This is a genomic window from Phaeodactylibacter sp. (genome assembly GCF_040219495.1).
Taxonomy (GTDB): Bacteria; Bacteroidota; Bacteroidia; order Chitinophagales; family Saprospiraceae; genus Phaeodactylibacter.
Genome location: NZ_JAVJSK010000091.1, coordinates 1 through 13,692 on the forward strand (window position 1 = coordinate 1; position 13,692 = coordinate 13,692).

12 protein-coding genes and 1 tRNA gene are annotated in these 13,692 nt (G+C 51.8%); 5 read left to right on the forward strand and 8 right to left on the reverse strand.

Annotated elements, in window-relative coordinates; all coding sequences use genetic code 11:
* Both RIC19_RS13930 and RIC19_RS13935 read right to left on the reverse strand, forming a co-directional pair.
* A partial coding sequence (locus RIC19_RS13930) for a hypothetical protein (RefSeq protein WP_350178940.1) occupies positions 1–666 on the reverse strand: 666 nt, incomplete at its 3' end.
* Between the two features lie 16 nt (positions 667–682).
* Complete coding sequence (locus tag RIC19_RS13935; protein ID WP_350178941.1) at positions 683–3,784, reverse strand: zinc-dependent metalloprotease; 3,102 nt, start codon at positions 3,782–3,784, stop codon at positions 683–685.
* A gap of 326 nt (positions 3,785–4,110) precedes the next feature.
* Between RIC19_RS13935 and RIC19_RS13940 the strand changes: the two genes are divergently transcribed.
* Genes RIC19_RS13940 through pbpC form a run of 4 tightly spaced genes read left to right on the forward strand, consistent with a single transcriptional unit; the run spans position 4,111 to position 8,776 of the window.
* Entirely contained in the window at positions 4,111–5,142 is a 1,032-nt protein-coding gene (locus RIC19_RS13940) for a hypothetical protein (protein WP_350178942.1), read from the forward strand.
* A gap of 42 nt (positions 5,143–5,184) precedes the next feature.
* The gene (locus tag RIC19_RS13945) at positions 5,185–5,916 is read left to right on the forward strand and encodes a YqjF family protein (protein ID WP_350178943.1); all 732 of its coding nucleotides are present in this window, start codon (positions 5,185–5,187) and stop codon (positions 5,914–5,916) included.
* Positions 5,917–5,973: 57 nt separating this feature from the next.
* Positions 5,974–6,429 carry a hypothetical protein gene (locus RIC19_RS13950; RefSeq protein WP_350178944.1) on the forward strand — a complete coding sequence of 152 codons (456 nt, stop codon included), beginning with the start codon at positions 5,974–5,976 and terminating at the stop codon, positions 6,427–6,429.
* Positions 6,419–8,776 (forward strand): penicillin-binding protein 1C, encoded by a 2,358-nt coding sequence (gene pbpC / locus RIC19_RS13955; RefSeq protein ID WP_350178945.1) that lies wholly within the window; start codon positions 6,419–6,421, stop codon positions 8,774–8,776. Before RIC19_RS13950 ends, pbpC begins: the two co-directional genes overlap by 11 nt.
* 142 nt (positions 8,777–8,918) lie before the next feature.
* Here pbpC and RIC19_RS13960 read toward each other — a convergent pair whose 3' ends face one another.
* The gene (locus RIC19_RS13960; RefSeq protein ID WP_350178946.1) at positions 8,919–10,076 is read right to left on the reverse strand and encodes an NAD(P)/FAD-dependent oxidoreductase; all 1,158 of its coding nucleotides are present in this window, start codon (positions 10,074–10,076) and stop codon (positions 8,919–8,921) included.
* 95 nt (positions 10,077–10,171) lie between these two features.
* Here RIC19_RS13960 and RIC19_RS13965 point away from each other — a divergent pair, with 95 nt between their 5' ends.
* Positions 10,172–10,612: a DUF4293 domain-containing protein gene (locus tag RIC19_RS13965; RefSeq protein ID WP_350178947.1), complete on the forward strand. Its 441-nt coding sequence runs from the start codon at positions 10,172–10,174 to the stop codon at positions 10,610–10,612.
* A gap of 350 nt (positions 10,613–10,962) precedes the next feature.
* Here RIC19_RS13965 and RIC19_RS13970 read toward each other — a convergent pair whose 3' ends face one another.
* From RIC19_RS13970 to RIC19_RS13990, 5 genes are all read right to left on the reverse strand, one after another.
* Entirely contained in the window at positions 10,963–11,439 is a 477-nt protein-coding gene (locus RIC19_RS13970) for an ExbD/TolR family protein (protein WP_350178948.1), read from the reverse strand.
* A 100-nt stretch (positions 11,440–11,539) separates the two neighbouring features.
* Positions 11,540–12,094 carry an ExbD/TolR family protein gene (locus tag RIC19_RS13975; RefSeq protein ID WP_350178949.1) on the reverse strand — a complete coding sequence of 185 codons (555 nt, stop codon included), beginning with the start codon at positions 12,092–12,094 and terminating at the stop codon, positions 11,540–11,542.
* Between the two features lie 9 nt (positions 12,095–12,103).
* Positions 12,104–12,589 carry a hypothetical protein gene (locus RIC19_RS13980; protein WP_350178950.1) on the reverse strand — a complete coding sequence of 162 codons (486 nt, stop codon included), beginning with the start codon at positions 12,587–12,589 and terminating at the stop codon, positions 12,104–12,106.
* A 15-nt stretch (positions 12,590–12,604) separates the two neighbouring features.
* Complete coding sequence (locus tag RIC19_RS13985; RefSeq protein ID WP_350178951.1) at positions 12,605–13,447, reverse strand: MotA/TolQ/ExbB proton channel family protein; 843 nt, start codon at positions 13,445–13,447, stop codon at positions 12,605–12,607.
* A gap of 108 nt (positions 13,448–13,555) precedes the next feature.
* A tRNA-Ser gene (locus RIC19_RS13990) sits at positions 13,556–13,643 on the reverse strand.
* Positions 13,644–13,692: the final 49 nt, after the last annotated feature.

The following is a 13,692-nucleotide window of genomic DNA, read 5'->3' on the forward strand; positions in this document are numbered from 1 at the left end:
CTTTGTACAACTCAATACCAGAATGGAGTCCCCCTGCATCGTGCCGTCCTGTACGATTTCCGTGGCACCTTCTTCTCCGTAATACTGTACCCATTGGGTCTCCCCAACTTTATTAATCCGGCGGGCATAAGGGGCGCCGGAACCATCAAGCGCCTTTGAAGTACCGTACAACAGGTACCCGCTCTCCAGTTCGATAGGCTCTACTACCGTAAAATTGCTGATCACATTGCTGTCCTGATATTCGTAGCGGAACTCCTCCTGCAGGTCGCGGTTGAGTTTGACGATGATTGAATTATTCCTGCTAGTCACCGCATTAAACAAATACCCGTCATCTCCGGTTGGGATCAGGCCACCGTAGAGATAATCTACTGCAAAGTTATTTATAATGGCAGAGGTCGTCGCTGTATCCGTAATGAAGTTTTGAAGCTGCACTTCATTGGATGGGCCATACTGGGTCAGCAAGACGCCTATTTTGTCAACTCCATCGAACTCTTCCATGGCCCTGCCAAAACCGATCAACGCCCCATTGTGCCCAACAACCGCATCGATGTAATCATTGAAATCATACCCAAAATCATCCGCACGGTTGACCGGTTGAGCAATAGAAAAAGTGTAGGAAAAAAGAAAAAAGGCTCCAAAGACCCAAATGTTATATGACTTTATCATAGCTGCTTCTTTAGCGTTAACGCAATACTACTTTTTGGCGCAGTGGGGCTGTACCGGAAGCTGGCGCTACGGCCACAAGGTATATTCCCGCTGGCAGCGAAAGCTTTACCCTGGATATTTTGCCTGCCAGGTTTTGGGTATATAGCTGTTGCCCCTGCAAAGAAAACACTTGTAGCTGCCCGCCCGGAACCCCCTGGGGCAGATGGACATTTATGGTCCCATCGGAAGGGTTGGGGTAGATACGCAATGGCTGCGTATGGCTCCTTTTAAATTTACCCCTGCTCTCTGAGGCGGATTGTGGGCTCCCTGATTTTGATGACAGGCTGGGCGCAGCGTTGCCTGCGCAGTTGGCGGCCGCTTCAACGCCGTTGCGGTGCAAAAGATGCGCTGCCAGCAAGCCAGCTTCATTGCAATGCGGGGTCAGGAGCTGCAAGGATTCAATGGCAGCATTGGGTAATTTATCCAGGTTGCCCCCCTCCATTACCGGCCCCTTCAGAGAGTTGAACACCTGGCTTAGACCCTCGTATTCATCGATTTGTACCTCATTCAGCAGGAACTGCTCAGGAATAGCGGCCCAAATCTTTTCGAATGCCGCCAAATCGCCTTTCAAAAAATGCTCCCGGGCGAGCAAGTAAGCCGTGCCATAGGTATTTGCCCGGCCCAGCCATTGGTAAACGGAATCCAAGGCTACGGCTATAGTGTCCTGTACATATCCTTTCAAGGCCGCTCCAGCCGCTTCATCCATCGCCCAGCGTGCGGCATGAAGCTTCAGCTGTGTTTCTGTTGCTGCTGCCCCGCTTAAGCTGCTAAGGGCCTCCTTCAGACTGTCCCGTTTGCTCTTTTGATCATAAAACCGGAAAACGGGGTCATCCTGAGGCTGTTCACAGGGCGGGGTGCAAGATTCAGTTGCACAGTAATCTGAAAAATCAAATCCCTCTTCCGAGATTGGGAAAATGCCTTCAGACAACTGGGGGATATGCTGAGGGAGATTCCCATCATAGTAATATTCAAGATTATCTCCACTACTTTCATAAAGTATGCTCGGCCCAATTTGGGAAAAAATATTGCCTGAAGGGGCGATGTCATTGTTACCTGCAACACCATAGTGCGGGTTTTTGACTGTCCCTTCGATTTTGTAGTCTGCAACTTCTAAGGGCGAAGAGGGGCCCGGAGACAGCTGGGCCTCGGGGTCGTGGTCATTACATAAGTAAACGAGCCCATTTTCCATACTCCCGTTATTATTCCTGGCAGCGTTGCCTATCAGCATACCGGAATACTCATTGTATGAAACCTGGTTCCCCAGCCCCTCGCCTGTGCCTTCACAGTAGGTGCCCTCAGATATAAACAATTGGTTTTCGCTATCTAATGAACTCTGCTCAAACCGGTTGTACCGTACAGACAGGGCTTCGCTCAAGCCCAAAACTGATACCCCTGTGACTTTATAGCCTTGGAAAGGCGTGTAATCATTCAAATCCGTTGTCAACTCGAACAGGTTGTCCCTAATTTCGAAGAAGCTGCTGTTAAGGATTTGCACCCCTGTGAAATTATCCTGAAACTTACACTCCTCAATGAGTGGGGCACCGTGCCCTAAGGTGAGGTTGCCAGCATCGATGCCTTTCTCCAGTAAATGGAAGTAATTGCCCCCACTTCGGAACCCGCTATCTTCTGCCTTTATGCCAACGGCACGCAGTGGGCAATCAATTGACTCGCAGGGTGCCCTTTGGTCCAGAAAATCAGATAACAGGATTTCTATATATTCAGTTTGGCCCAAGGATAGTAAAACCGGGGACGCTGCGCCCCCTCTGTAAAAATCGTCTACCCAAAATTTGCCCAGCACTATTTTCCCTTCCGGGGAAAGCGGGTTTTCACCGGGTCGCATCCGGAGCCCTTGCACGCAATTTACTATGCTTCCGCCCCAAATCTGGGCGTTGCCCCCTCCCAGAACTTCTATGCCGCACCTGGCGTGTTCAATAACCCCTTCATTGCCCAGCAGGAAGACCCGGCCCCCGTTTTCTACCTTAATCCCGTCCCAAATCCCTCCGCAAGCGCTTGTGAGCTTCGTCAGCACCCTTAATGTTGCTCCTGCTTTGACCGTAATAGAGGCTTCAGGCAGCATCTCCAAAGGCGCATTCAAGCTCAGTACGCCGCTTTCCACGATTACATCGCCTGTTACACCTGCAGGCACGGCACCTGGGTAAACCGTCCGGTATTGAATATCGTAAAGCTCGCTGCTCCCTGAATCGTCCCCCCACTCCCTCAAATACATCTTCATACGGCGCACCTGCTCTTCAACAAACTGGTCCTGGCAAACCCTTTCGTCGACGTAGCTCATATAGTTCCGGATCAGGGTTTCATCATCAGGGTCGGTTTCATTCTCACAGCCGGCAGGGGCATTTAGTATTGTCTGATTATTAGGTGGTGTCTCCTCCACAAAATCCCCACAGCATAAATTGAGTGTGGAACTACAGCCCGGTGGTATATTGGGCGAGTTGCTATACGGGTCACATTCCGGCGGTTGGTTGTCGGTGCCCGCATGGGTATGCAGAAGCCCCAGGGCATGGCCAACCTCATGTATCAATAGAGGCGAACGGGTCGCTAGCCCAAACGGTGGTTCATTGCCCTGTACGTGCAAATAATTACTTGGTATGGAATAAGCATGCCCGGCAATAGCCCCCTGGTCGGTAAGCACATAGATATTTAAGGCCTGAGCGATCTCATTGGCGGGTTGTAGGTTAGCCCGTTCTCCATCCAGGTCCCCGAATAAGTCCGGGTCTTCGTCAAAGTCTGTCCTGATAAATGAATGGTAATACCCTTCCTCATCACAGTGCCCCTGCCCGAAAGGGACAAAGAAAATACCGTGGCTATTAAAAGCATGGTTCAGGTTGGCCATGCCCGCTTTCGCTTCATCTGCCAGGACATAGTCACCATTCTCTGGCGTACTCCACCATGCCTGGCTTGGGCTAGTGGCGTTTCCATCAATGAAATTGAATATAACCCTTATCGTATAGGTGGAGGGGTCGTCTTCATAGGCTACCCCATGAATAAGGCCCGGATAATTGAAAGTATCTTCTTGGCTGTGCAAAGTATCAGTAGTGGGCAAGAGGGCTAAGGCAAGCATGGTAAATGCCCAATATTTGTGTGTGTGTGTCCTCCTTCGCCTATTGGCTTCGGCGGATGGAATGTGTGTGTAAACATGAAACCTGTTTTTTAGCGGTTAGTGAACTTTTGGTAAGATACAGAATCAGCAGGAGAAATGCAATGTTAAGCTTTCGCCAGCCCTGGCATAACTTCACCTACAGGATAAATGCCCTGATTGGGGCAGGCGGTGAGTGCACAAAGCAAAGCAGGCTGAGCGAAATCCGAAAAGAGCGAGGCGGTACCAGAGGAAACTTTTCAAATTGAGCTTACCATATCCGTATCTTGCCCTCCAATAATTCAAAATCTATGCTATTCCTGAAATGGTGGTGCCCACTGGCTTTGTCGATTGTACTCCTAAGCTGTCAGCCCACGCCAGAGGTAGAAAGCACGCTTCAGCCGGTATCAGGCAAGACCGTTATTTTGCTGGACAGTACCGCAGCAGCTGCCCAAATACAGACGGATGAAAAGGAGGGCTTCTTTAAGCAAATCAGCCCCCTTGATATGCTGTTGCAGATGCACCTGCCGACCAATACGGTGATTGACGCCGCTACGCTACATGATAATTACCAGGCTTTCCTGGCGCGGCAAGCGATGCCCTTCGAGGCAGAAGAACGGGCATTACTGAAAGCCACCCTTCAACAAGCCTATGCCTACTGCGATTCGCTGAACCCTCAGTTGCTGCCCGATACGGTATACCTGGCAAAAATGGAGACGGACGCCCTTGGCCCGTCGGTCTACTTTACCCGGGAAAGAGCCGTTTTTATACCCCAAAACGAGCTGTACGAAGGCAACCGCGCACTCCTGCCGGTCCTGTTGCACGAACTCTTCCATATCATTTCCCGCTACCAGTCTGACTTGCGGAGCGAGTTATACAGACTGATCGGCTACGAACAGCTTGATGCATCCCTCCACTTCCCCACCCCGCTCTTGCAACGGCGATTGCTCAATCCGGACGGCATCGACCACCGCTACGCCATTGAGCTGACTGACAGCACAGGGCAAGCCCAGTCCTATGTCTCTGTCATCACCGCAGATACTACCGATACCTACCCGGGCAAGTCTTACTTTGACTACATCGACTTCCGGCTTTACCCGCTGGCACCAACAGACAGCGGTTATACCGTATTGGCCGAAGGTGTTAAGCCAGAGGCGGCCCTCGGTTTTTTTGATCAAATTGCCGACAACACCGGCTACATCATTCATCCTGATGAAATTCTGGCGGATAATTTTGTGCTGCTGGTTTTGCGCCATGCCGGTGTAGAGGGCTATACCGATCTCTCCCTTTCTAAGAATGGCGAAGTCTTGCTCAGCCGTATGGAAGCAGCACTTCGGAAATAAGCGCTCCCAGCAACATGTACAGCTCAACAGCGTTTTAATTTTATGGCACAAACATTCCTCACCGCCCAATGGCGCAACCTGATCATGGCCAACTACCTGGTAGAACCGGCCTTACTGGAACCTTATGTTCCGCCCGGTACCGAGCTCGACAACTGGAACGGGCGTTGCTACGCCAGCCTGGTCGGCTTTTTATTCGACCGGACCCGGGTACTTGGACTGCCCATTCCCTTTCATCAGCGCTTTGAAGAAGTCAATTTGCGGTTTTATGTCCGCTATAATGATGCCGGCACCTGGAAGCGGGGTGTGGTTTTCATCAGTGAGATTGTGCCCAAGCGCGCCATCACCTGGGTAGCAAACAGCCTCTACGGCGAACGCTACGCTGCGATGCCTATGCGCTACCAGTGGGAAGAAAGCACCGTACAGCAGCAGTTTAGATACGAATGGCGGTTTCAGGGGCGCTGGAACAAACTTGAAGTCACCACACAGGGCACCCCGCAGCCACTGCTGGATGGCAGCGAAGAACAGTTTATTGCAGAGCACTACTGGGGCTACGCCCGAAGAGGCAGGCATGGCACTACTGAGTACGAAGTGGTGCACCCCTCATGGGAACTCCGACCGGTAGTGGACTACCAGATCGACTGCGATATCGAAGCGCTCTATGGCGAAGCCTTTGCAGCACCACTGGCAGAAACGCCATCTTCCGTATTCCTGGCGATAGGGTCAGAGGTAGCGGTGAAAGCCGGACAAAGATTAGTTTTAGACAAAAACCCTTAATTTCGGTGCTGGAAATACGATACAATCGATGCTGACATTAAAAATCAAAACCTACAGATGAAAGCTACACTCCTAATCATCGCCCTTGGGGCACTCCCTTTCCTGGCTACCGCTCAGGATAAAGCAGATTTAGCCCAATGTATTCAGGCTACGCTGGAATACCCGGAAGTCGCTGAAGTGCTGCAGTCAGAATGGGCAGGCCAGGAAATAGTCTACCTTCGCCATAACGCCATCACTATGACCAATCCGCCGCACTTTACCCGGTTGTTCAAACAGCTGCGGGATACAGACCTGGAAGGGATGGATATTGATGTCCACCTTATATTTCCCGGTGAAGAGGGTTTTCTGCCCAGCGAAGCCCGGGATAGCGGCATCATTGAGATCGGCGGTGCTTTCCGCGGGGACCGTATGAGTATCACGCTTTTAGCCTGGTTCCCCAACAACCCCCGTCAGAAGCTGACCGAGGCGTATGTGCTGGAGCGGTACAAAGACAGCTGGAAAGTTGTTGACTAAACACCTGACCCCCAGAAAATGGGTAGGGCTGCTGGTGAGCCTGTCATTTCTTATATGGTACGCTTTTTGCCTGCCCCGTCCGCTGTTCGATGCCCCGCTGAGCGTGGTTTTGGAAAGCCGGGACGGGCAACTGCTCAATGCCCGTATTGCTGCCGACGAACAGTGGCGTTTTCCTCCACCAGACCGTATTCCGGAACGCTTCGAAACCGCCCTGCTCACCTTTGAAGACCAACGGTTCTACCATCACCCCGGCTTCGACCCTATTGGTTTGGGGCGGGCAATCGTACAAAACCTGCGGGCAGGCCGCATCGTTAGTGGTGGCTCCACGCTGACCATGCAGGTTATTAGAATGTCTCAGGAAAATCCGCCACGTACTTTTTTGAGGAAAGTCCAGGAACTGATTCTCGCTACCCGCCTGGAACTAGGGTATTCAAAATCAGACATCCTGAAGCTTTACGCAACGCACGCTCCATTCGGCGGCAATGTAGTGGGGCTGGAAGCAGCGGCCTGGCGCTACTTTGGCAAACCCCCTTCTTTACTCTCTTGGGCCGAGGCCGCTATGCTCGCGGTACTGCCCAATCAGCCCGGACTGATCCACCCTGCCCGCAACCGGCAGGCCCTGTTCCAAAAGCGCAACCGGCTGTTGCAAAGGCTGGCGGAGGAGGGTAACCTCGATGCCCTTACCCTTGAACTGGCTTTAGAGGAGCCGCTACCCAATGCCCCCCTGCCCCTGCCGCAGCATGCCCCACATCTACTGGGCAGCGTCCTGTCACACGGGCAGTCTGGCCGGTTGAGAACAACCCTCGACGCTCAATTACAACAACAAGTGAACAGCCTCCTGCGTAGACATCAGGAACAGCTGAGTGCTAATGAAGTCCACAATCTTGCTGCGCTGGTTTTGGATGTGGAGACCGGGAATGTTCTGGCTTATGTCGGCAATATCATTGGGGCAGGCACCGTGCATGACGAGTGGGTGGACATCATTCCGGCACCGAGAAGCACGGGCAGTATCCTCAAACCTTTTCTGTACGCTTTTGCCCTGCAGGAAGGGCTGATTACGCCACAGCGGCTGCTGTCTGACATCCCGATGCGGCTCAGCGGGTATCAGCCCGAGAATTACCATGAAGATTTTGATGGGGCGGTCACGGCAGAACGCGCATTGATCCGTTCGCTCAATGTACCGATGGTGCAGTTGCTGTCTGCCTACGGTTTGGAAAAATTCCACTACCGCCTGCAGCAAATTGGGCTGACCACGCTGGTGCACCCACCCGGGCACTACGGTCTGCCCCTGGTACTGGGTGGCGCAGAGGGCTCCCTTTGGGAAATTACCGGCACCTATGCCAGCATGGCCCGTTTGCTTAACCACACCTACGATTTGAATGGCGCATACAACCCTAATGACTTTCATGCTCCAAAATACCTCCCTGCTCCGGTACCTTCCGTTCCGGTGCAAGATGCACCACAACCCATGAGCGCGGGAGCAGTCTGGCTCACCTTTCAGGCGATGCAGCAGGTAGAGCGCCCCTCATCAGAAGGAGGCTGGAAGACCTTTGAATCAAGTCGGCGCATTGCCTGGAAAACCGGCACCAGCTTTGGTTTCCGGGATGCCTGGGCCATTGGGGTAACCCCGCGCTATGCCGTGGGGGTCTGGGCCGGAAATGCAGATGGTGAAGGCCGCCCCGGATTGGTGGGCGTAAAGGCTGCAGCGCCTGTTTTGTTTGACCTCTTCAAGCTCCTGCCCGTCTCAGGCGACTGGTTCGCCACGCCGTATGACAACCTCAAAAATACCGTCATTTGCCGGAAGAGTGGCTATCAGGCGCAGCCCATTTGCCCTAAGGATACCGTCGCAGTGCCCCGGACGGCTACCGGATTGCGGCCCTGCCCTTACCACGAGCTTGTCCACTTAGACAGCACCCGGTCTTTTCGGGTACACGCCGATTGTTACCCTCCGGCACTCATGCAAGCCGTGCCCTGGTTTGTGCTTCCACCCACAGAAGCCCACTACTATGTCCGGCATGATCCGGGCTATACCCCACTCCCGCCTTACTATCCGGGCTGTGAGGATACCGGTGGCACGCCTATGGAACTCATCTACCCCAAATACCCTACCCGTATCCTGGTACCCCGGGACCTGGATGGTAGCCGCTCCCGTACGGTGTTCATGGTAGCCCACCGCTCTCCGGAGACGGCAATCTACTGGCACCTCGATGAAGCATTCCTAGGCACTACCCTCAGTTTTCACAGTATGGAGCTCGACCCGTCCCCGGGGGCTCATTTGCTTACTTTAGTTGATGAACAGGGGCACCGGCTGGAGCAGCGGTTTGAGATTGTACAGCAAGAAGAGTAGCGCTTTGTCAAGTGTGAAATAAAGAGTGGAGCCAAGCTAGTGCCGGTGGCACTAGTAAGACTTCGAAGAAGTCGCATGTTATAACGATACTCCTTCTGCTCATCTCCAGTCACCCAGTTTTCATACTTTACAGAGCACCAGGCTACCCCAGCAGCAGGTCTGCGCCCTCCTCTCCTACCAAAGCGCCTATAGCAACGCCCATGCCCCCTAAGCGGACGGCAGCGGCCACCCGGCTGGAAACAGGCTCAATGATAGGGCGTTTGCGTTGCCCCACACCCAAAATCCCACTCCACCAACGCGCAACTTCCACTTCCTGCCCCGGCAAGATGACTTCCTGCAACAACCGGACGAGGGCTGCACGGATCAGAGGCGTGGTGCCAAAAGTAGATGTCGTCTCGGCCTCCGCTGCCAGGTTACGCCCCCCGCCCAGCAATATGCGATTGTCGATATTGCGGAAGTAAAAATACCCCCGGTCATAGTGGAAAGCCCCTTTGACTTTAAGCTGAGGGACAGGCTGCGTGATAAGTACCTGATTGCGGGCCGGGCGCACCTCCACACCGGGCAGCAACTGCGGCGCAAAGCCATTGGTACAGACCAATACCTGCCCGGCGTTGATGGACCAGCCCGAGGCCGTCTCCACTTCCACACCGCCTCCCGTATCGTGGAGCGCTTCTACCCCTAACCCAGTGTAGATGGTAATACCCGCCGCTTGCACTTTTTCGAGTAGTGCCTTAACCAGCTCGCCCGTATGCAGTTGACCCTCTGCCTGGTTTTTAATGAGGTAGCGAACGCCGTTCAGCCCAAAGTCCGCAGCAGCTCCATGCGCCAGCTGATAGGTGGCCTTCAGCCCTGTGATGGGTTGAAGCGATTGGTTGAAGGCAGCGATATGACTGGCGCAGGTTTCGTAGCGCTCCACTTCTTCGGGGCGGAATAATTCATAGCCTCCCAAAGGTTCGTACCGGATGGCGGTATCGCCCAGGCGGCCCCGCAAACGCAACAGGCCTTTCCACCTGCGTTCCACCAGTGCCCAAACTTCATCTTCGGGGTCTTGCTGCATGTCATCCAGCAATTCAGAGACGCTGCCAAAACAGGCAAAGCCGGCATTACGCGTACTTGCGCCTACGGGCAGGGGCCCACGCTCCAATACCAGAATTTTAGCCTTTGGGGCTCGTTCGCGCGCGCGCAGGGCAGCACTCAGCCCCACAATACCCGCCCCAACGATGAGGAGATCGATATTGGAAAAGAAGGAAGTGTGTTCCCAGTAACTGAGCTGATAGTGTATTGACGATTGCTTTGGCAAGGCTGTTCCCATTTTAGCGTGCAGCGAATATACGGCCTGCCGCTGAGAGTATATCAAATGATCCTTATCTTCGCCCCAAACAACCGAAACAGACTATGATTCAAAGAATTCAATCCATTTTTCTGCTACTGGCAGGAGGTGCTTCATTAGGGCTGTTCGGGCTGCCCTTCGCCAAAACACCACAGGCGATTGAAAGCTCGATGATTTTTGGAGATGCCCTTTACAATGTGGATGATCAGGTGGGGCTTTCTGTACTCTTTGGCCTGGCGGGCGCACTGGCCCTTATTGCCATTTTCCTTTTCCGCAACCGGGGGCTACAATCTAAAGCAAGCCTTTCGGCTTTGATCCTGAACATCGGCGGGCTCGTCTTTGCGATTTACTACCTTACGCAAAACCTGACGGAGGCCGGCAAGGAGGCGGTTGAGTTTGCTTTTGGTGCGGTGTTCCCGCTCCTTGCGGTATTCTTCTGCTTTCTGGCTTACCGGTTTATCAAGAAGGATGACAAGCTGGTACGCTCTATGGACCGGCTCCGGTAAGTACCTCTGCTCTTAGCTTGTTGGGATTTCACACTTTGGGCTGCTCTTGCCAGATTTCGTCCTGCTTTTCGTTGCGCTCCCGCCTGTCATAGTCTTGGTACGGTCTCTGGTGGCCAAAGCCGACAGGCGACGGGACACGGGCAGATCGGTCACGTAACTAAGGCTATGTGATTCAAGATTGGGTCCCTTTAATCCCATTCTTGAATGTCTCATGCCTTGATCAGAACAAAACTTGGTTACGTTCACACCAAAAGCGGAATCCCAACAAGCTCTAAAAGCAGAAAGCGCCTTTCACCAGGATAATTATCCGGTAAAAGGCGCTTTTCTATGAGGAAATGATTAGTCTTCTGCTAATTTTTCGCGTTCGGATCTTTCTTAGCGGAGTAGTTCACCTTCAGCTGACCGGACTTCCGGAGCTGCGTTTTGACATCCGATACGATACCCATAGTTACCTCACCATCTACACGGAGGGAAGAAGTAATCTGACCGTGACGTGCTTCCGGCACTTTGATTTTGTGCTTTTCCAGAAACAGTGGGATATCAGAAATGGTAGCGAACTTATCGCCGAGTTGAAGCCTTGGCTTGGTGCCGTAAGTAGCGATGTACTTTTGCGTAGGCCGGCCGATATACAAGTAATTAACCAGCGATTTTTCTTCCAGCTTAGTGAGCTCAGATGCGTAAGGCGTAGACACCTTTACCATCAACTCTGCATCTCTCAGTACGGTTACGACCATAAAGAAGAACAGTAGCATGAAGATGATATCAGGAAGTGAAGCCGTAGAAACTTCTGGTTTAGCTTTTCCTCTCTTTTTAGAAAACTTACCCATGGTAAATCAATTTTGATTGCCCGAAGGCAAAAGGTGAAAGAAATAAGGCGGTAGTTTTTCGACTAAGGGGACAAGCGCTTAGGCCTTCTCCCCATACCGTCTACTCTTCACCGAAGGCTGTTGGTTCAGCTTCCGAGAGTACAAAAGGTATTTCTTCCCGTATCGCTTTTCGGTACGCAAACGGCATATCATCACTATAAGGAATGCCGTATCTGCGCTGACTGAGTTCATCCCAAAGCTCGGAATAAGCCGCTTTCAACTCATTGTAGACCATGAGGTAGGCATCGTAGGAAGTACCCCGGTCGTTTTTGAGTGAAATGATCGCTTTGGTTGGCTTCTCAGACATGGTCTCATCCTTGTTAGGATTGCTGATGAACGTTTTAGCGAGCTCACGCAACCCCTCCACCCGTGTGGGTTCACCACGGACCAAAAGCTGATCCTGCGCATTAACCAGCACTGAGAAAACATTACGTTTTTTCAGCTTGGTAATATCAGGCTCTTCTTCTGACCAGGGCGGCAGCTTTACCGTGATACCTTTATCCTCAACGATAGTCGTCGTTACGAGGAAGAAGATCAGCAGCAGGAAGGCAATATCGGCCATAGAGCCTGCATTGATCTCATTAGTCATCCGATCTCTGGTGCTCGTTTTTGCCATAATGCCTTATTATTTAAACAAATTAGTAATCTCAGAAATAACAAAGGCAGCTGCAGCCACTACCACCAATACGATGGTTGTGGAAATACCACCGCTGATGAACTTAAGGTTCTCATCGGTGAACACAGCTCCTCCCTGCTCGAATTTGTCTATGGCGCCCTGAATATAAGGAGTAACATTAGTATCCGTCATGGAATAGGAGACAAAGAAGATAACCAACAGGGCTGCAAAGCCAAGGATTCCTTTCATGGAACTCTTAAAGCTGGTTACAACCTGAAACAAACCGAATACGACCATTGCGACAGCTGCGATGACTGCCAAAGCAATTGCACCGTACAAGCCAAAGTCAAAGATGGTCGTTTCCATTTGTTTATCATCCGCCATCGCTGTGAACTCGCCCATATTGGAGACCACAGAGATCATAAAGACAGCGGTTATCAGAACTCCTAAACCGAAGGCCAGGGTCTGACCGTTTTTGGTTAGAAATTTATACATAATAGTTGGTTTCTCTTACTGCTTGAAAATGTTGTTTGACGCCATGATGTCTACCAGTGCGATAGATGCATCCTCCATCTTATTCACGATACCGTCAATTTTGGAAACGATATAGTTGTAAAAGATTTGCAGGATAATCGCAGTGATCAGACCGAATACAGTCGTCAGGAGTGCTACCTTAATACCACCCGCCACAACAGAAGGAGAAAGATCACCAACGGCTTCGATACGGTCGAATGCCTGAATCATACCGATTACTGTACCCATAAAGCCAAGCATCGGTGCAATTGCGATGAAAAGAGAAATCCAAACCAGACCACGCTCCAGCAAGCCCATCTGAACGCTACCGTAAGAAACGATGGCTTTCTCAACTGCCTCAGCGCCGTCATCAGCGTTTTTCAACCCTTCGTAAAGGATACTGGCTGTTGGACCCTGAGTAGACTTGCAAACTTCCATAGCGCCCTGTACGTCACCAGACTTGAGGTGCTCGTCAATACGGGAGAGCAATTTGTCTGTGTTCGTGGTTGCGATGTTCAGTGTGATGATACGCTCAATACAGAACGCAAGACCAAGGATCAGACACACGAGTACGAAACTCATAAAGCGCCAGTCACCATCGATGAAGTACTTTTTCAGCACTTGGTAGCCGCTTTGCTCGGCAGCTGCTTCTTCTTCGTCTCCTGCGTCAACAGCAGGTGCTTCAGGCTCGATAGGGTCTACTTCTGCTTCAGCAGCAGTGGTGGAATCCTCCATTTGCTCAGTTGCAGTAGGGTCGGTATCGCCATCCTGAGCATACACGAAATTCCCGGAAAAAACTGCTAAGCCGAGTACCAGCAGCAGTGCTATTAATTTTCGCATAGTCAATAAGGTTTTTTCGATTGTTTTTTAAAAGTTAGTCAAACCAGTTCAAAGTTGGAAATTGTACAAAATCTGCTCCGGAAATTCCAGCTACAGATGTTGCGCTTGCGGAGAGAGAGGGATTCGAACCCTCGATACCGGGTTACGGTATACACGCTTTCCAGGCGTGCCTCTTCAGCCACTCGAGCACCTCTCCTTTCAACATTTCAGCACCACTACTTCCAGTGGCGCATGAGCAAATATAA